The organism is Halopseudomonas xiamenensis (genome assembly GCF_014219065.1).
Lineage (GTDB): Bacteria > Pseudomonadota > Gammaproteobacteria > Pseudomonadales > Pseudomonadaceae > Halopseudomonas > Halopseudomonas xiamenensis.
Window position 1 is genome coordinate 25,973 of record NZ_JACLGO010000001.1, and the last position, 16,611, is coordinate 42,583.

At 57.2% G+C, this 16,611-nt stretch carries 16 protein-coding genes and 4 pseudogenes; 14 read left to right on the top strand and 6 right to left on the bottom strand.

What is annotated here, in order from left to right:
* Positions 1-54: 54 nt before the first annotated feature.
* From H6X51_RS00180 to H6X51_RS00205, 6 genes and pseudogenes are all read left to right on the top strand, one after another.
* On the top strand, positions 55-303 hold the full coding sequence (locus tag H6X51_RS00180; RefSeq protein WP_185265501.1) for a type II toxin-antitoxin system HicA family toxin: 249 nt from the start codon (positions 55-57) through the stop codon (positions 301-303).
* Positions 303-644, top strand: a complete 342-nt coding sequence (locus H6X51_RS00185; protein WP_185265502.1) for a type II toxin-antitoxin system HicB family antitoxin — start codon at positions 303-305, stop codon at positions 642-644. Before H6X51_RS00180 ends, H6X51_RS00185 begins: the two co-directional genes overlap by 1 nt.
* A 63-nt stretch (positions 645-707) precedes the next feature.
* Entirely contained in the window at positions 708-1,967 is a 1,260-nt protein-coding gene (locus H6X51_RS00190) for an IS256 family transposase (RefSeq protein WP_185265503.1), read from the top strand.
* 253 nt (positions 1,968-2,220) lie between these two features.
* Entirely contained in the window at positions 2,221-2,466 is a 246-nt protein-coding gene (locus tag H6X51_RS00195) for an antitoxin (RefSeq protein ID WP_185265504.1), read from the top strand.
* A complete protein-coding gene (locus tag H6X51_RS00200; RefSeq protein WP_185265505.1) occupies positions 2,463-2,780 on the top strand; it encodes a type II toxin-antitoxin system RelE/ParE family toxin in 318 nt (105 codons plus the stop codon). Before H6X51_RS00195 ends, H6X51_RS00200 begins: the two co-directional genes overlap by 4 nt.
* A gap of 105 nt (positions 2,781-2,885) precedes the next feature.
* Positions 2,886-3,065: pseudogene (locus H6X51_RS00205) on the top strand (DUF2442 domain-containing protein); the annotation flags it as partial.
* Positions 3,066-3,100: 35 nt separating this feature from the next.
* Here the strand turns inward: H6X51_RS00205 and H6X51_RS19975 are convergent.
* The 4 genes and pseudogenes from H6X51_RS19975 to H6X51_RS00215 form a co-directional block, all read right to left on the bottom strand.
* Positions 3,101-3,436 (bottom strand): annotated as a pseudogene (locus tag H6X51_RS19975) (IS4 family transposase); the annotation flags it as partial.
* A 23-nt stretch (positions 3,437-3,459) separates the two neighbouring features.
* Positions 3,460-3,707: pseudogene (locus tag H6X51_RS19980) on the bottom strand (IS4 family transposase); the annotation flags it as partial.
* A gap of 156 nt (positions 3,708-3,863) precedes the next feature.
* The gene (locus tag H6X51_RS00210) at positions 3,864-4,577 is read right to left on the bottom strand and encodes a hypothetical protein (protein WP_185265507.1); all 714 of its coding nucleotides are present in this window, start codon (positions 4,575-4,577) and stop codon (positions 3,864-3,866) included.
* Positions 4,578-4,602: 25 nt separating this feature from the next.
* Positions 4,603-5,460, bottom strand: a complete 858-nt coding sequence (locus H6X51_RS00215; protein ID WP_185265508.1) for a hypothetical protein — start codon at positions 5,458-5,460, stop codon at positions 4,603-4,605.
* Positions 5,461-5,991: 531 nt separating this feature from the next.
* On the opposite strand from H6X51_RS00215, the pseudogene H6X51_RS00220 reads away from it, so the two are divergent.
* The 5 genes and pseudogenes from H6X51_RS00220 to fliS form a co-directional block, all read left to right on the top strand.
* A pseudogene (locus H6X51_RS00220) lies at positions 5,992-6,417 on the top strand (DDE-type integrase/transposase/recombinase); the annotation flags it as partial.
* 333 nt (positions 6,418-6,750) lie between these two features.
* Positions 6,751-9,102 (top strand): flagellin N-terminal helical domain-containing protein, encoded by a 2,352-nt coding sequence (locus H6X51_RS00225; RefSeq protein WP_185265509.1) that lies wholly within the window; start codon positions 6,751-6,753, stop codon positions 9,100-9,102.
* A 73-nt stretch (positions 9,103-9,175) separates the two neighbouring features.
* Entirely contained in the window at positions 9,176-9,547 is a 372-nt protein-coding gene (locus tag H6X51_RS00230) for a flagellar protein FlaG (RefSeq protein ID WP_235991183.1), read from the top strand.
* 149 nt (positions 9,548-9,696) lie between these two features.
* Positions 9,697-11,151 carry a flagellar filament capping protein FliD gene (gene fliD / locus H6X51_RS00235; RefSeq protein ID WP_221627141.1) on the top strand — a complete coding sequence of 485 codons (1,455 nt, stop codon included), beginning with the start codon at positions 9,697-9,699 and terminating at the stop codon, positions 11,149-11,151.
* 2 nt (positions 11,152-11,153) lie between these two features.
* On the top strand, positions 11,154-11,522 hold the full coding sequence (gene fliS / locus H6X51_RS00240) for a flagellar export chaperone FliS (protein ID WP_185265510.1): 369 nt from the start codon (positions 11,154-11,156) through the stop codon (positions 11,520-11,522).
* A gap of 223 nt (positions 11,523-11,745) precedes the next feature.
* Here the strand turns inward: fliS and H6X51_RS00245 are convergent, their stop codons facing one another.
* Complete coding sequence (locus tag H6X51_RS00245; RefSeq protein ID WP_185265511.1) at positions 11,746-12,615, bottom strand: DUF4351 domain-containing protein; 870 nt, start codon at positions 12,613-12,615, stop codon at positions 11,746-11,748.
* Between the two features lie 178 nt (positions 12,616-12,793).
* Here H6X51_RS00245 and H6X51_RS19910 point away from each other — a divergent pair, with 178 nt between their 5' ends.
* Genes H6X51_RS19910 through H6X51_RS00255 form a run of 3 tightly spaced genes read left to right on the top strand, consistent with a single transcriptional unit; the run spans position 12,794 to position 14,078 of the window.
* A complete protein-coding gene (locus H6X51_RS19910; RefSeq protein ID WP_221627142.1) occupies positions 12,794-12,982 on the top strand; it encodes a hypothetical protein in 189 nt (62 codons plus the stop codon).
* A gap of 30 nt (positions 12,983-13,012) precedes the next feature.
* Complete coding sequence (locus H6X51_RS00250) at positions 13,013-13,756, top strand: helix-turn-helix domain-containing protein (RefSeq protein ID WP_185265512.1); 744 nt, start codon at positions 13,013-13,015, stop codon at positions 13,754-13,756.
* Positions 13,757-13,796: 40 nt separating this feature from the next.
* On the top strand, positions 13,797-14,078 hold the full coding sequence (locus H6X51_RS00255; RefSeq protein WP_221627143.1) for a nucleotidyl transferase AbiEii/AbiGii toxin family protein: 282 nt from the start codon (positions 13,797-13,799) through the stop codon (positions 14,076-14,078).
* Positions 14,079-14,232: 154 nt separating this feature from the next.
* Here the strand turns inward: H6X51_RS00255 and H6X51_RS00260 are convergent, their stop codons facing one another.
* A complete protein-coding gene (locus tag H6X51_RS00260; RefSeq protein WP_185265514.1) occupies positions 14,233-16,485 on the bottom strand; it encodes a sulfatase-like hydrolase/transferase in 2,253 nt (750 codons plus the stop codon).
* Positions 16,486-16,611 lie beyond the last annotated feature (126 nt).

A 16,611-nucleotide genomic window follows, 5' to 3' on the forward strand; every position in this document is an offset into this window, starting at 1 on the left:
AAGCTTGATACTAGCCTGATGTGCGACTAAAATAAGTTGCAAAAAGGAAGTGCGATGTCCAAACAAGAGAAACTGCTGGCAAAGCTGCTGAACAGGCAGGCCGGATTCACCTGGCAGGAGCTGACGGCGTTGCTGGGTGGCTTGGGATATCGCCAGTTAGAGGGGAGTGGCAGCCGGGTCAAATTTGATAACGGCAATCCGCAGGCCATGATAAACCTGCATAGGCCGCACCCTGGCAATGAGCTGAAAGCCTACGTGAAACGTCAGATGATAGAGCAACTGAAAGCGGGAGGATTGATCTGATGAGTACCATGCTGCAGCACCGGGGCTACTACGGCTCCATCGAGGCCAGCCCGGAAGACAACTGCCTGTTTGGAAAGCTGCAATTCATCCGGGCTCTGGTCAGCTATGAAGGTGAGACTGTTGCCGAGCTGACCCAGGCTTTCCGTGATGCGGTGGATGACTACCTGGAGACCTGCGAGGGGCTCGGCCAGAAGCCTGAAATCCCCTGCAAGGGCTCATTTAACGTCAGGGTAGGGCATGATCTGCACTTGGCGGCCAGTGTGGCTGCCACCAAGCAAAGCATTACCCTGAATGATTTGACCCGCAGGGCGTTGAGTGAGTACCTGGAACAGCGGGCATAAAGATTTACTCGGGACTGTCAGAAATTTTGTGTTCGGGCATCAGATGCGTTTAAGGTGCACGACATGCCAAGCAAAAAGACTACGGCCAACAAGGCCAAGAAAGACCTGCCCTCAATCCCGAAGGAACTGGTCGAGCAGTTCGTCAAAGGCCCGATGACGGCCGAGGCGATTCAAGACATCTCGATGGCCTTCAAGAAGGCGTTGGTCGAGCGCGCACTCGGTGCGGAACTGGGCCATCACCTTGGCTACCCTTGCGGCGCTGAACGCCCGGAGGGTTCCGATAACCGGCGCAACGGCTCCAGTGGTAAGACCGTACTGACCGACGATGGTCCCCTGCAACTGGACATCCCCAGAGATCGTGACGGTAGCTTCGCGCCGATCCTGATTCCCAAGCACGAGCGCCGCTTCACCGGATTCGACGACAAGATCATTGCCATGTATGCCCGGGGTATGACGGTGCGAGAGATTCGGGCGTTCCTACTCGAACAGTACGGCACAGACGTTTCTCATGACTTCATCAGTTCGGTCACCGATGCCGTGATGGACGAGGTAGGCGCTTGGCAGCAGCGGCCACTGGAACCGATGTACCCGGTTATCTTCTTCGATGCCCTGCGGGTCAAGATCCGTGACGAAGGCATGGTGCGTAACAAGGCGGTCTACCTGGCGCTGGGCGTTTTACCGGATGGTACACGCGATATTCTGGGCATCTGGATCGAGAACACCGAAGGTGCCAAGTTCTGGCTCAAAGTGTTCAACGACCTGCGCAATCGAGGCGTCGAGGACGTGCTGATCGCGGTCACGGACGGCCTCAAGGGCATGGCTGAAGCGCTCGCGGCAGTCTACCCGGAAACGACGCTGCAAACCTGTATTGTCCACCTGTTGCGCAACAGCCTGAACTACGCTTCCTGGGACAAACGCAAAGGGTTGGCCAAGGCGTTGAAGCCGATCTATCAGGCATTGAACGCTGAAGCGGCTGAGCAGGCACTGGATGAGTTCGAGGCTGGGCCATGGGGCAAGCAATACCCGACCGTGGTGGCTGCCTGGCGGCGGGCCTGGGATCGAGTTATACCGTTCTTTGTGTTCCCCCAGGCGATCCGCAAGGTTATCTACACGACTAACGCTATCGAGAGCATCAACGCTCAGTTACGCAAGATCATCAAGACACGTGGGCACTTCCCGAGCGACGAGGCGGCGAGCAAGCTGATCTGGCTCGGGCTTCGTAATATCACAGCCAACTGGGGCAAGGCAGCACATGACTGGAAAAATGCCATGAACCAATTTGCGATCCTTTACGGGGATCGTTTCACCAGGCCAACCTGGTGAATCACCGGTTCGTCGGATGACGGGCCATAAAGGTCCGAACACAAAAAATCTGACAGGCCCATTTACTCTGACCCCGACATCCATTTCATCGGGCTCTGCGCTATCATCAGGCAGTCAACCCTGCTCATTTGTAGGTTCATCAATGCTTCATACCGTTGTAGCGGAACTAATGCATCTGTCCTCTTTTCCCTTTTTTCTCTACAGTCCCTTAAATGTGGTAATGTGGGTTCAGTGAATTTTGGGAGTTAGTACTATGAGCCGCCTGACCATTGACATGACCGCTGATCAACACCAGAGCCTGAAGGCAATGGCCGCTTTGGAAGGCAAGACGATCAAGCAGTACACACTCGAAAGGCTGTTTCCTACTGACGATCAAGCATGGCAGGAGCTGAAAACACTCCTGGCCAAGCGCGTCAATGAAGGGCTGGCAGGAAAGGTGTCGAGCAAAAGCGTCAGCGAAATTCTTGATGATGAGCTTGCCGAAGGTGGGCGAGCTTGAGCAGACGCGGATACCTCCTGACCGCTGCAGCAGAAGACGATCTGCGTGGCATCATCCGCTACACACGCAAACAGTGGGGCAATACGCAGGTACGCCGCTATGTCGCCGCACTGGAGCAAGGCATGTCCCGTCTGGCAGCGCGCCAAGGGGTGTATCAGGACATGAGCGACCTATATCCAGAGCTGTGCATGGCTCACTGTGAGCACCATTACCTATTTTGTCTGCCACGCGAGAAGACACCGGCACTGATCGTGGCAATTTTCCATGAACGTATGGACTTAATGGCGCGAGTGGTGGAGCGACTGAGGTCGTAAAAAATATCCCAAGTAAAAACGGGGCAGGTGGCTGCCATTCCTACCGCGACCCGATCAGCGTAAATGTGCCAAGCGTAAAATGTACCTGACCCCTTTTTCGATGGCCGATTGATCGGTGTACCGTTGGCATGGTATCCGCGCTTGGCTAATGCCACACCGGAACAGCGCAATCATCGGGAGCTCGCTGGAGCTGGGTACGGTATTCACTCGCCTGATATCGATGAAGACCTCAGCACTGAAGGCCTGCTACTCGGTCGTAAAGCGCCAAGTCAGCGTGCCAGATAGACGACGGTGCAACGTCCTTGCAGCAAAAAAGGGGGCGTGGCGCCATCCACCAAACGTACTGGCCTGCCGCGCCACTGCCATGCTTCGGGCGCTTCCTCAGTCATCATGCGTCCGGCCTGCCGGCTCAAAGTGGAGGCCATACTGACAGGCAACCGCTATCGCGCCCGGCAGTAAGCTCATGTATGCGTGCTGTTGCTTTTCAGACCACAGGCTGGCCGCTTGATAGCGACATCGTTCACGACTTTCTGGCAGGAGCGCTCTGCTCTCATGGCCTGAGCCAGAAACAGAGGCGGAGTTTCTGTTGGAGGAAACAGTCTTTCTCGATGCTCGGGCAGCAAGGATTCCACAGAGTCGAGCAGCTCAGGACTCATCTAAAATGTACCTGACCCCTTTTTCTTCCTATAGCCGCATCGTTCACCGCTTTTTGACAAGAACGGTCTGCACTCATGGCCTGAGCCAGAAACAGGGCCAGGGTTTCTGTTGGCGGAAACAGCCTTGCTCGGTGCTCGGGGAGCAAAGACGCTACGCAATCGAGCATGTCAGGGGCGGTCAGCAGGTTGCAAAACCGTGGGAATCAAGTCCCTGGGCGTAATGGCGGATACCTTGTTGTTGATGACGGGCGAATCGGCGGCCAGGATGCACGGGAGGCTGGCTCTTGTGTTGTCAGGTAAAGGTTTGGTCGCTTTCACCATACTACCTTGAGCCAGATTTTTTGTTTGTATTTCAGGTGCCTGGTGCTTAATGCAGTGCCATTCGTACCTGACCCCTTTATCCTATCCAAAATCATCCCTGGAGCAATTAATCCAAAGGATCATCGTAGCAACTAAGAATATCCAGAACCCTGACGCTTTCACGATCTGGGTGACGCAACAAAGGCCTTTCCACATCCGGAGGGAGTTTTCTGGATTTCAGAATCTCGTAAATTTCCTCGCGACGCTGAGGGTTAAGCGCATATTTCTTTTTTGATTTACTAGTTTTATAAACCACCAACTTATTCATGAGAAGAATGTTTAGGATATTTGGAATTCGAGGTTCATACTTAACATCCAGCCCTCGTCCCTTGGGAATATCGCTTGCCCACATATAACCCTTCGCATTACCCGTCCACATGCGCTCTTGGTCGAGCTTTCTCATTAACAAGAGGGCTACGGCAACATCCAGGGCCAGCAACGGCTCTCCATTCAAAAAATGCTGGATAGCAGTATCAATTGCAACTTCCAGCGCCTCTGCTGTTGCTACATAATCAACCACAATGGGTAGGCGGCTACCAATGCGGCGGCGAACTTCTTCAAGCGTCTTTGCCTGCACTGGCTGGAGCATAACAATGGGGCCAGGAGACTGGAGGATTACTGAGCAGAAGTCTTTGGCAACTAGAGAAGCATTGGTTTCATATGGACGCAGGCGAAATTGCCATTCACCGCTCCATTTTGGATGACTTTGACATAAATTAGCCAGCACGGCAGGAGAATTCTCATACTGATCTGCTGGGTGGGTAATATAAATAATTCCCATAGCTCTTTCGCGCCACCATACGCACTTAGCGCAATTTGGTATCAGAAAGAGCTGACAGCATTACCCCTGCCGGGATCGGGATTTCGAGAAGTTTCTCAAGAGGGAGATTTGACAATGCCGCCAAAATCACTTGGCGCACATCTTCTGAACGATGCACTTGATAGTTTTCGTTGGTTCGCTCGGTAGCAGCTCTTACTCTGTTCGGCCTAGCACCAGACTGGAACGCCAACTCATGAGAAAGTGAGTGCTGCTCCAGCCAATCTCGCACTATTACGGAAACCTTCGCTGATCTGAACTGATTCCACAAATGGGCAGTGGCCTCGTCAGAGTGCTTGAGTTCTTGAACAAATACTTGAGGATGCCAATCTTCATCTAGTCCCTGCACAGCTAGGTTGGCGTCATTCTCAAGTCTTTCAGACAGGAATTCACGAGCCCATTCTTTTTGGGTTTCTACACTAATCCGGGGAATTTCAATCCAATCGTCAGCAGGAGTTGGCGCGACATCAAGAGCTACACGAACAACCCCGTTTTGACGATTCAGGAAGCGTTTACCTTCGGGGCTTAGTAAAACAAAGGCATCCCATACCGGCTTTCTCAGGGGATTGAATTTTTCAATAGCAGCAACAGGTGGTACAGAAGCTGCGTCTCCAAGAGAAACAGCTAATGCGTCCTTCTCTGTCTTTATGCGCGTAAGTTTTCCGCTGCTCTCAAGCTCCACCAAAAGCTCTGAAAGAGTGCGCTTGCCGAATGCTTTCCAGCTTTGTTCTGGAGATGCTTTCAACAACAGGCCGCCAAGTGCTGCTGTTGTGATATAGCGACTGCCCGGCTTGAGATTTTTTGCAACAGTCTGGACGACAAGGTCTAGGTAATCTTGATAGGTCATTTTCACACACCAAAAGCAGGTATCCTCTTAGGATATAAAAAATATCCTAAGAGGCTGTATGTTCTTTAAAATACCGCTTTTGCAGGGCACGAAAAACTAGGGCGCAGCTAGCGCGATAGATTGAATCTAGCGTGATAGTCGCCTGCAAGCGACTCGCGATTCAAAACCTAGCATTCTTGGCTCTCAGGTCCCACGGCTCGACAAAAAAATTGTCTTCACCCCTTGGCTAGCCAAGCAGCAGCAGCAGGTCTTCGGCTGAATTAGTATGCGCCAACTTAAAACAGCATGTCAAGACTGAGTCTTACCCAATGGCAAAGGAGCCTGGGCGAGGGTACGTGATTCCAACAGCAAATGAGTTTGAGTGCGGTGTAAGGGGGGGGGCGATCATTGCAAGATGGTGATCGACATGGATACAGCCCGTCTCAGCACGCTTGAGCAAGTTCGGACCTTTTTGGCTGGGGTCAGTGATATTGAGCTACAGGTGCTTCAGGACAAGCGGGAGCGGCGTCGGTTCGTTGAACGGACGCCGCGCTGGTTCGGCTAAAGCAGCAATTCAACAAGAGCCGTGGCTCGGCTGGCAGTCGAACCTTGCAGGGGCAGCTGAATGAACAAGGTGTGCTCATTGGTCGCTTCAAGGTGTGTCGGCTGATGAAAGAAATGGGACTTGTGTGCAAGCAGCCCGGTCGTCATGCGTACAAGCAAGCGACAGTTGAGCGGCCAGACATCCCCAACCTGCTGGCTCGCAAGTTTGCTGTCGACCGCCCCAATCAGGTCTGGTGCGGCGATATCATCTACATCTGGACCGGGCAGTGCTGGAGCTACCTGGCCGTGGTGCTGGATCTGTGTACTCGTCGTGTGGTCGGCTGGGCGATGTCTGATGCCGCTGATGCGCAGCTGGTTGCCCAGGCTCTGGATCATGCGTGGGAGCAGCGCGGGCGTCCAATGTTCATTGATTTCAAAGTAATATCTCGGAGGCTATAGCCAAATGGCTTTTGAGGCAAGGGAGGTCCATGAGGGGCCTGCCAGGCCGCAGGCGTAGCGCGGGGGCGCTACACCCCGAGTGCGGTGGGGCTAAAGGTTTTGCAGGGCTGTCCGATACGCTGGGTGTTGGCGGCGGGTGCTTTTGGGCCTGTCAACCCACCGGGAAAATTTTTCTGAAAAAAGATTAAAGCTCTTGGTAGGGGCGCCGATAACGGGATTGAACGCGAACATTATGGGTGCCTGGGCAACGCCGGCCCATGAGTCGCTAGCTCAGGCAAACATTGATTTTGGTCACACGGAGAACTACCCATGGCCCTTACAGTTAACAGCAACATTGCTTCTCTGAACGCCCAGCGTAACCTGGGTGCTTCTACCAGCAACCTGTCCACTTCCCTGGAGCGTCTGGCTTCGGGTTCGAAGATCAACAGCGCTAAAGACGACGCTGCCGGTCTGCAGATTTCCAACCGTCTGACCAGCCAGATCAATGGCCTGAACGTAGCGGTGAAGAACGCCAACGATGGTGTTTCCATTGCCCAGACCGCTGAAGGTGCGATGCAGGAGTCGACCAATATCATGCAGCGTATGCGTGACCTGGCTCTGCAGGCTGCCAACGGTTCCAACAGCGATTCCGAGCGTGCGGCTCTGCAGCAGGAGTTCTCCGCGCTGTCCGGTGAGCTGACCCGTATCGCCGAGACCACCGCTTTTGGTGGCAAGAAGCTGCTGGATGGCTCCATGGGCAATACCAGCTTCCAGATTGGCTCCAACGCCAACGAGACTGTGTCCTTCGGACTGAGCAGCGTTAGTGCCTCCGCTCTGAGTGGCACTTTCAGCTCTGCCAAAGTAGCCGGTGATGTCAGCACTCTGAGTGCTTCGGTAACTGGTGCCGCGAACAAGTTTGCTCCGTCTACTGCTACCGGCGCTTCTGTGTCTTCGGCAGGTGCTAGCGTTGAAGGCACAGCCATCGCCGCTAACGCACCGATTTTCGGAGGGGCCGGTGAAGACAAGTTGACCAGCACTGCGGCAACTGAAGGCCTGGTGATCAACGGCACTGCCATTAATCTGGCAGAGGGTGACAGCCGTCAGGGTGTGGTTGACAAAATCAATGCTCAGAGCGGCACCACTGGAGTTACAGCGTCTTTCGCAGACAATAAAATCACCCTGAGCTCTGCTAATACTTTCGTAGTTGATCAAGGTGCCAATACGGCGGCTCTGGGGCTGGCGACGAACGCTACGACTGATGGCGGAGCTGCGAGCGCCTTTACATTGAATACAGTTACAACTGGCAGCACGCTTGCACTGAATGTGGGGGGCACTGTAACCACTATTGAGATAAATCCGACTGCAGGGGGAACTGGCCGGCTTGAAGGCGCCGGTGGCGTCATCGACCAGATCAATAAACAATCAGCGAGCACAGGTGTTACCGCTAGCGTTGATGCAGCAACTGGCGGTCTGAAACTGCAAGGTACTTCGGCATTTACTATCGAAACAGCAAATACAGAGCTTGGGTTGGTAGCCGATGCAACACCACAAACTAACATCACTGGTACTGAGAATCTGCGCGATGCTGCCATCGCCACTGGCAGTACTGCTATAGGTGATCTCATAATTGGTAGCACTGCTATCACCTTGGCCGAGGGCGACACCCTGGCCGATGTGGCCGACAAGATCAACGCTGAAACCGGTACTACAGGTGTAACCGCTACCGTTAACGATCAAGGCGGCCTGTCCCTGAGCTCGACAGTTGACTTTAAGATCACTGATAACGCTGTATCCCAAGCGCTGAACCTGATTGATGCTAATGCCACCACTCTGGGCTTGATCGAAGCGGGCGCAGCCTCCAACGGCGGCGCAGCCAAAGATGGCAGCTTCAAACTGAACGATGTCACCATCTCCTTCAACAAGGGTGATGATATCGCTGCGGTAATGAAGTCGATCAACGATCAGACTGCCAACACTGGTGTCACTGCCTCCGAGAAAGATGGTCGTCTGGTGCTGTCTTCCGAGAATGGCGACGGCAAGAGCATCAAACTGGCTGATGATGTCGCTGGTTCACTGAGCACTGTGGGTCTGACAGCGGGCTCCACCGCAGCCAAACTGCAGGAGTCTACCTCGATCAACCTGAACGGTACCGAGGTCAAGCTGGCTGCTGGCAGTGATATGGAAGCCGTTGCTACCGCCATCAACACCGCCAGCACCGGTGTCAGCGCTAGTGTCAACGCCAACGGTGGCCTGGATCTGTTCTCCGGTAACGAGTCGTTCACGCTGACCGACGGCGCCTCGGGTACTGGTCTGGCAGCGCTGGGCCTGACTGATGCAGCAGGTACTCACACTGGTGTGGTAGTTGAAGCGTCCGTCAGCAACTTGGACATCACCTCTGCCGAAGGCGCACAACAGGCTATCTCGGTTCTGGACGGTGCCATGCAGCAGATCGACAGCGAACGCGCCAAGCTGGGTGCGGTACAAAACCGCTTCGAGTCGACCATCAGCAACCTGCAGAACATTGCTGAGAACGCCTCTGCCGCCCGCGGTCGTGTCATGGACACTGACTACGCTGCAGAGTCCGCCAACCTGGCCAAGAACCAGATCATGCAGCAGGCGGGTACTGCGATGCTGGCTCAGGCCAACCAACTGCCGCAAGCGGTCCTCAGCCTGCTGGGCTAAGGTAAGCTGACGGTATGACGGGCGGGGGAAGGGGTGACTCTTCTCCCGCCTTGTCCTGTGCGAGGGAAAAACCATGGATATGGGAACACTCAGTAACAGGGGTAGCCTGGGGCCAGGTGCTCCGGTTTCCAGAACGAATGATGTGGGTGCAGCGGCTTCGACTGTGGCGGTAGATAGCCGTCAGGGTGAGGAGCTGAAGCAGCAGGGCATTGCCGAGCCGGATCGCGAGCAGTTGCTGGCGGCGGTGGAGGAGATGCAGAATTTTGTGCAGGCGGCGCATCACAATATCCAGTTTCAGCTGGATGATGATAGCGGCCGGATGCTGGTGAAGGTGACCGAGCGGGGCTCGGGTGAGGTGATTCGGCAGATTCCGTCGGAGGAGGCGGTGAGGCTGGCGGAGAATTTGTCGGAGATTCGGAGTTTGTTGTTTAGTGCTGAGGTTTGAGAGGGATCCCCCTCTCCCCCGGCCCCTCTCCCGCGAGGGGAGAGGGGAGAAAAGCGAGCGCGTGGGATGGTGGCACGATATGTGCTTTATTGGCTGGAGTGTTCAATTCAGTAGCGAAGCGTCAATAAACGGGCGCAGAGGGTAGGATCATGGCGATTACCGGTATCGGTTCGGGGATGGACATCAGTGGCATGGTGAGTGCGCTGGTGAACGCGGAAGCGGCCCCGAAGACGGCGCAGCTCGATCGGCTGGAGAAGACGACCACCACCAAGGTGTCGGCGCTGGGGCAGTTTCGCAGTGCGTTGTCGACCTTCCAGACCGCGCTCGGCAAATTGAATGATCCGGCCCTGTTCGAGAAGCGCGGCGCCACTTCCAGTGCCAGTGATCTGGTCAGCATCACGGCGGACTCCAAGGCGGTGGCCGGCAGCTATAACGTGCAGGTGTTCAATCTGGCGCAGAGCAGCAAGGTGGCGCTGGCCGGGTTCGACAATGCCAGCGATGCGATTGGCAGTGGCACCCTGACCATCAATGTCGGTGAGGAGTCGCTGGATATTGATGTGACTGACGGCAGCCTGACCGATATCCGTGATGCCATCAATGCGGCGGGCAAGGAGTTGGGGCTGAGTGCGACCATCGTCAGCGATCCGAATGGTGAAGGTGGCTCGCGGCTGGTGCTGAGTTCGGACAAGTCCGGCACCGGCAATGACATCAGCGTGGCGGTGTCGAACGGCACTGGTGAGTTGAATGCGTTGGCGTTTGCGCCGCCGTCGGGTACCGAGGCGGGCTTCGAGCCGACTCCGGTGGATGCGGAGAATCCCCGTGCTGCGCGGGTGATCAGTTATTCGCGGGATGCCAATTTCGCGGTGGATGGCATCAACCTGAGCAGTGCAAGCAATACGGTCGATGACGCTATCGAGGGTGTGACCCTGACGCTGAACAAGGCGCAGACCGCCGAGGCACTGACCAATGCCGAGACCATCAAGCTCGGTGTGACCGAGGACAAGGCCGGGGTGCGTAAATCCATCACGGATTTTGTCGATGCCTATAACGCGATGCTCGACAGCGTCAACGCCTTGACCAGCGTGGTGTCGGTGGGCGGTGATGATGGTGAGCCACTGGCGGCGGCGCTGGTGGGGGATTCCTCGGTGCGTTCGTTCATGAGTGCGATGCGCAGTGAGCTGGGGTCGCCGGCCAGTGGTGAGGGTATCCGTATTCTGGCGGATCTGGGCATCAGTACCCAGCGTGACGGCAAATTGGCGGTGGATAACACCAAGCTGAACAAGGCGCTGGATAACAACTTCGAGCAGGTGAACAGCTTCTTCACCGGCGACCAGGGGCTGATGGCGCGTCTGGACAACAAGATCAAGCCGTTTACCGAGACCGGCGGCATTCTGGAGAACCGTACCAAGGCGTTGCAGAATACGCTGTCGAGCGTGGATGATCAGCGCGAGGCGCTGACTACCCGCCTGGGCAAGCTGGAGTCGCGCCTGTTCGCCCAATTCAACGCGATGGATGCGCTGGTGTCGCAGATGAGCAGCACCAGTTCGTTCCTGACCGCCCAACTCGACAGCCTGCCGGGCGTCGTGAGACAGGATAAGAAATAACCATGAAAAGCCCCATCGATACCTACAAGCAGGTCAACCTGGCGCAGGAAGTGTCCCAGTACCGGGCGGTGCAGTTGTTGCTGGCCGGTGCCATCGAGCGGTTGAAGCTGGCGCGGCATGCGCAGGAAGCCGGTAATACGGAGCGGCGCGGGACGGCGGTTAGCAGTACCATCAGCATCATCGGTGCGCTGCAGGCGTCGCTGGACAAGGAGCTGGGTGGTGAGATTGCCGAGAACCTGGATGGCCTGTACGACTACATGACCCGCAAGCTGGCCGGGGTGGCGTTGGATGATACGCCGCGGTCGCTGGACGAGGTGCAGCAGTTGTTGGAGGAGATCAAGGAAGGGTGGGATGCGATTGAGCCGAAGTAGGGAGTCGTGAGTCGGTTGTGGTGTTGATGAACCCTGGCTTTGGCTGGGGTTTGTTGTTTTTTGGGAGGGCAGTGAGCTGGTGTTTGAGGTTCCTGGGTGGAGAGGCTTGCGGCAGGTCCTGGGGTGTAGCGCGCCTGCGCTACGCTTGTGATTCTGAGCAGCTGAGGGCTGTCGGCGAGCGGGGGGCTCGCCAACCCAGGGGATGAGCCACTCATCGAATGGCTCAGTGCAGGGTAAATACTTCTTCGAGAGTACGGGCTTCGAGGATGTTGTCGGCCCAGCGTTCCAGTTCGGCTGTGGTTGCCTGTTGCAAGCGGGCTTCGGTGGAGTCGTCCAGTGGGCCGAAGCGGCGAGTCAGTTGACGATACAGCAGGCTGCGTTCGCCTTCACTCTGATAGCGCTCTTTAAATTGAGTCATCTTGTTGCTCTCCAGCGGGTAACGCTCTTGATATTCGCGCCTTTCATTATCATCCAGTGCGGTGTAGATGTCGATGAAGTCCAGATACTTGAGCTGCTTCTCAATATCCGGCTCCAGTGTCCGTAAGCCGTGTACTGCGCTGGCGTATATATTCACCTTCTGCTCTTGCTGCCAGCGCATACTGGGCAGGTTGAGGCGGGCGACCAGGTTGGAGCTGTGCAGCCAGTCGTTGGCATCCAGCCTGGCCAGTTCGCAGCTGAGATAGTGGAAAGACAGATAGGTATGACGGTCACCGCCCAGTTTCAGCTGTTTTGGAATATGCCTGCTGTTGCGCAGGAAGACCACGACTGGTACTACCCGGTCGGTTTTCATCAATTCGGTGAGATCTAGGCAGTAGTGGGCCAGCCTGCGGATGGAAAAGCGTTTGGGGTCGGTTTCCTCTTCGATGACGAACAGCAGTGTCTCCCGACGTCCGTCCGGCCATTCGACCAGTAGCGGTACGTCGAGTGCGCGAAAATGGTCGCCGAGGCGTTCCTTGAGTTGTTCCTGACGGATCGGGGTGATCCGTGCCTGTTGATCCAGACCAACTGCTTCCTGCGCGGCGAAGAACTCCAGCGCCTGCCGGGGATAGTCCAGGATCAGATTCTTGAAGTTCTGATCGTGGCTGTGGGCCATAGCGCTTCCTTGATGGGCGGTATGTGAGTGCAGGATTGCAGGAGTGATGGGATATGGACAGGATCAATGCGGCGGGGTGTGATGTGGTTGGCAGGTTGACTCTGTCAGCGAGCGGGGCTCGCCAACTCGGAGGGCCGTTCAGAGTGTGTTGGTCTTCAGTAAGGCTTGGGCTTGCTCGATGAAGTCGAAAACGTCCTCTGTGACAGTGTACTGGTATTGCCAGCGCCGGTTTTTCGACATGATTCCGCCGCTGTTGAGGTTCATCGGCACCGCTTGCCTGCTGCAGGCGGGTTTCGGTTTGTTCGTGAAGCAGCACCCGCTTGAGCCAGGCCGTGAAGTGGCGATGGAGGGTAAGTTGCTGCGGTAGCGATAGCCAGTCTATCAGACGTTCCAGCAAGTGTTGCATGTCCTCGGGGCTGCGGCAGTTTTCCAGGCTGAACAGGGCCGAGACCAGATTGCGCACTTCGGGCAGTGGTGTATCGGCGTAGGCGTTTTCGTCCAGCAGCAGGTACTCCAGACTCGGGCGGTAGCGATCCCGGCGGGCGTACGGGACGACTTCAGTCTGGATGAAGTCTTTTTTTTCGGCTCTATGTATGTTTCTTATTATTTACAAATTGCGGTAAAAGTACATAATGAGATTCAGCTTTTAAAGGGTGACAATATGGCTGCAGACACGCTCCCTTCTGAGATTGCAGTGAGGGCTGCTCGCCTGGGTGGCAAGATACGTGCTTGCCGTAAGGCGCTGAGGGTCAGTGCCGTTGTGACGGCGGAGGCGGCCGGTATTTCCAGGGTTACCTTGCACCGGATAGAGCGTGGAGAGGCTTCGGTGAACATGGCGGCCTATCTGAAGGTTGTGGCTGCGTTGGGATTGGAGTTTGAGTTGGTTGAGGCCTCGAACGTTGAGGCGCCTGGTCTGCAGATGCAGGCGAGCATTCCGGTTCGCATATCGCTGTTGGCTTATCCGGTTCTGAAAAGTCTCGCCTGGCAGGTGCAGGGAACCGATAGCCTGACTCCACAGGAAGCCTGGGATATCTACGAGCGTAATTGGCGTCATGCCGATCTGGACAAAGCCCAGCCGGATGAGCTAGCTCTCATGAGGGCTTTGCGCCAGGTATTCGGCGGGGGAGGCGGGGATGTTTAAGCGACCGCACCACCAGCGTATTGCCCTGGTGCTAGAGAATATGGACTCGGCCTTGTTGCGTGAGCAGCAGTGTTTCTTTGGTGGGGGCACTGCCATTGCGCTGCGCTATCAGGAGTATCGCGAGTCCGTTGATATCGATTTTCTGGTATCGGACCTTCCTTCCTATCGCAATCTGCGCCAACTGATAACCGGTCCAGAGGGGCTGTTGGGGTTATGGCGCCAGATTCCAGGCAGTCTTCAGGTATCGCAGCGGGGTGTTCGCGCCGATCAGTATGGGATTCGTTGCATGCTGGAGGTGATGCTGGCTGGTTCTGCTCATTGAGTCGAGCGCGACCCGTGGACTCGATATTCCCAAGCGGGGTTGCACCGCGGCGTGACGACGAGTGCGCAGTGGCTGTTAGGCAGCAGGCGTAGCGCGGGCGCGCTACACCCCTGGTTTCGCGATCGGCCTTCCTTGGTGTGCGTTGCCGGAGGGGTTAGATCCGGCAATCGTTACCCAGGTTGGCTTCGATGATGAGTCGGTCCGCTTCGTCGGTCAGGCCGTCGTGGTTGAAGTCGTACCAGCTGGAGTAGCCGCCGCCCTGGGCTGGGTCGCTCCAGTAGGTCCATTGGTCCAGGTCCTGCTGGTTCACTTGCAGGTCGCCGTTGCCGTCGCCGGGGCAGTCGATGCCGCTGGCCAGCAGCTGGGTCAATTCGTCGCGCAGGGCGTTGAAGTTGGCCTGTTGTTCGCTGGTCAGTTGCTCGGGCGTGCTGCTCGCCAGCAGGTTGTCCTGTTCGCGGTCGAGCTTGAGGTTGGCGCCGGTCGCTTCGTTGATTTCGTAGAACTCCTCGGTGTTGACCAGGGTGTCGGTGGCGCAGTCCAGGCGGCTGAGGCGTACCAGTTTGAAGTCCTCGTTGCGCAGGGCGCTCTGGTGCTGGGGGAACAGGACGGTGGCGGGCTGGTTCTGGCTTTCCAGGTAGGCGTTGACCGCGCAGCAGGAGCTGAAGCCGTTCGGGTCGATGTCGCTGCCGGGGCCGTACCAGACGCCGCTCTGGTCTTCACACACGCCCTGCTGCGGGAATATCTGCACGCAGGTGTTGGCGGCGGGAATCACGCAGGGTGGCGGGGTGCTGGCGCTGATGTTGGTGCCCTGTTCGGTGAAGTTGCTGCTGCGGATGCCGTCGCGGTCCGGTTCGGTCAGGTAGGGCATGACCGGCTGGGCGTCCAGTTGCAGTTCGCTGGGCAGGCTGCTGGCGTCGATGCCGGCGATTTCGCGGAACAGGCTGTACAGGTCGGTGCTGTTGACCATGTGCGGTACGTCGCGGTCGGCCTGGTTGACCATGGGGCCGGCGACGATCAGTGGCACCCAGACGCCGGTCTGGTACAGCGAGCCCTTGGCGCGCAGCGGGTCGAACGGCAGTTTGACGGTGGGCATGTAGGTGCCGTTGTCGCTGGTCAGCACCACTACGGTGTTGCTGTCGGGGTTGTATTGCAGGCTGCCGTCGCCCTGGCGGGTGGCGATGCCGGTGTCGACCAGCAGGCGGCCGATTTCCCGATCTACGGCTTCCAGCATGTGCTGGGCGACGGCGCGCTGCTGGACGAAGTCGGCCAGGTCGATCGGCTCGACCGGGAGAATGCCCAGCTCGGTCAGCGAGTCGGCTACCGGGGTGCCGCAGCCGATCAGGCTGAGGCTGGCGTTCGGGTTGGGCAGCAGGTTGGCTGGTGGTGGTTGCAGCGGGGTGTGCAGGGCTGAATAGCCGAGGCTGAGCATCCATGGAGTGTCGGGCTGCTGCTGGCGGGTCTGTTCGATCCAGTCGATGGCCAGGTCGGTTTCCAGGATGGTGCGGTAGCCGCGGGCGCGTGGGTGATCGGCTTCGAGGACCTCGTTGCTGCCATCGGCGCGGTTGATCTTCCAGGCGCCGGTGTAGTGGCCGTTCTGTGCGCTGAAGTCCAGTTCGCTGTGGCGGGTCTGGCTGTAGGCGCTGCTGAGCGGGTCGAGGATGCCGCCCAGTTCCAGGCAGGTGCGGCCGGGCGTGGGGTAGCTGTTCGGGTCGGTCATCAGGATATGGCTGCCGCTGGTGTGGCCATCGGGCAGGTAGCAGACGCCGTAGTCGGCGCCGTTGCTGATGTCGGCGGTGGTATTGGGCACGAAGCCGCATTGATAGGTGCCGACCGGTGCCACGCCGCCGGCAGTGGTGTCGATCGGGTAGGGCGCGCCATCCAGGTAGCCGGCAAAGTAGTCCCAGCCCAGTTCGCGCATGGCGTCGTCGCCCAGTGGGTGGTTGGCCGGGTTGAGGTCGGAGCCGGTGAGGTGCATCTTGCCGATCAGTGCGCTGACGTAGCCGGTCTGCTCCTTGAGCAGCTTGGGCGTGGTCAGGGTGTAGGGCGAGACCTGGGAGTTGGCCAGGTCGTTGGAGACGATGGCATTGCGCACGCCACTGCGGAACGGGTAACGACCCTCGAAGAAGGTCGAGCGGGTCGGCGAGCAGGTAGGCATCGACCAGGTGTTGCGAAAGCGTACGCCGGCGTGGGCGAGGGCGTCGATGCTGTCGGTCTGCGGCGGCAGGGCGCCGCCGTAGCCGAAGGCCTGGAACTGATCGACGCCGACGTCGTCTATGACGATGAACAGGATGTTGGGTGGGCTGTCGGGAGCCGGGGCAGGGCTGGAACTGCTGGAGCTGGAGCCGAATTTGCATCCGGTAATGGTCAGCAGGCACAGGCTGGCCAGGAGGATGTTGCGAGTACGCATGTCATGTCCTTATTGTTGGTACTGTCAACCAGTCGCAGTTGGACCGTGCTGATGGCTATCTGCCAAGAATAGTGGCTGTTTGCTGGCGGGGCAAAATTTCCTTCAAGTTTTTCCGCCGCTGCCGAT

Coding starts and splice junctions, on each gene's coding strand:
- H6X51_RS00180 (WP_185265501.1), top strand. CDS start 55: ATGTCCAAACAAGAGAAACTGCTGGCAAAGCTGCTGAACAGGCAGGCC.
- H6X51_RS00185 (WP_185265502.1), top strand. CDS start 303: ATGAGTACCATGCTGCAGCACCGGGGCTACTACGGCTCCATCGAGGCC.
- H6X51_RS00190 (WP_185265503.1), top strand. CDS start 708: ATGCCAAGCAAAAAGACTACGGCCAACAAGGCCAAGAAAGACCTGCCC.
- H6X51_RS00195 (WP_185265504.1), top strand. CDS start 2,221: ATGAGCCGCCTGACCATTGACATGACCGCTGATCAACACCAGAGCCTG.
- H6X51_RS00210 (WP_185265507.1), bottom strand. CDS start 4,577: ATGGGAATTATTTATATTACCCACCCAGCAGATCAGTATGAGAATTCT.
- H6X51_RS00215 (WP_185265508.1), bottom strand. CDS start 5,460: ATGACCTATCAAGATTACCTAGACCTTGTCGTCCAGACTGTTGCAAAA.
- H6X51_RS00225 (WP_185265509.1), top strand. CDS start 6,751: ATGGCCCTTACAGTTAACAGCAACATTGCTTCTCTGAACGCCCAGCGT.
- H6X51_RS00230 (WP_235991183.1), top strand. CDS start 9,176: ATGGATATGGGAACACTCAGTAACAGGGGTAGCCTGGGGCCAGGTGCT.
- fliD (WP_221627141.1), top strand. CDS start 9,697: ATGGCGATTACCGGTATCGGTTCGGGGATGGACATCAGTGGCATGGTG.
- fliS (WP_185265510.1), top strand. CDS start 11,154: ATGAAAAGCCCCATCGATACCTACAAGCAGGTCAACCTGGCGCAGGAA.
- H6X51_RS00245 (WP_185265511.1), bottom strand. CDS start 12,615: ATGGCCCACAGCCACGATCAGAACTTCAAGAATCTGATCCTGGACTAT.
- H6X51_RS19910 (WP_221627142.1), top strand. CDS start 12,794: ATGAAGTCGAAAACGTCCTCTGTGACAGTGTACTGGTATTGCCAGCGC.
- H6X51_RS00255 (WP_221627143.1), top strand. CDS start 13,797: ATGGACTCGGCCTTGTTGCGTGAGCAGCAGTGTTTCTTTGGTGGGGGC.
- H6X51_RS00260 (WP_185265514.1), bottom strand. CDS start 16,485: ATGCGTACTCGCAACATCCTCCTGGCCAGCCTGTGCCTGCTGACCATT.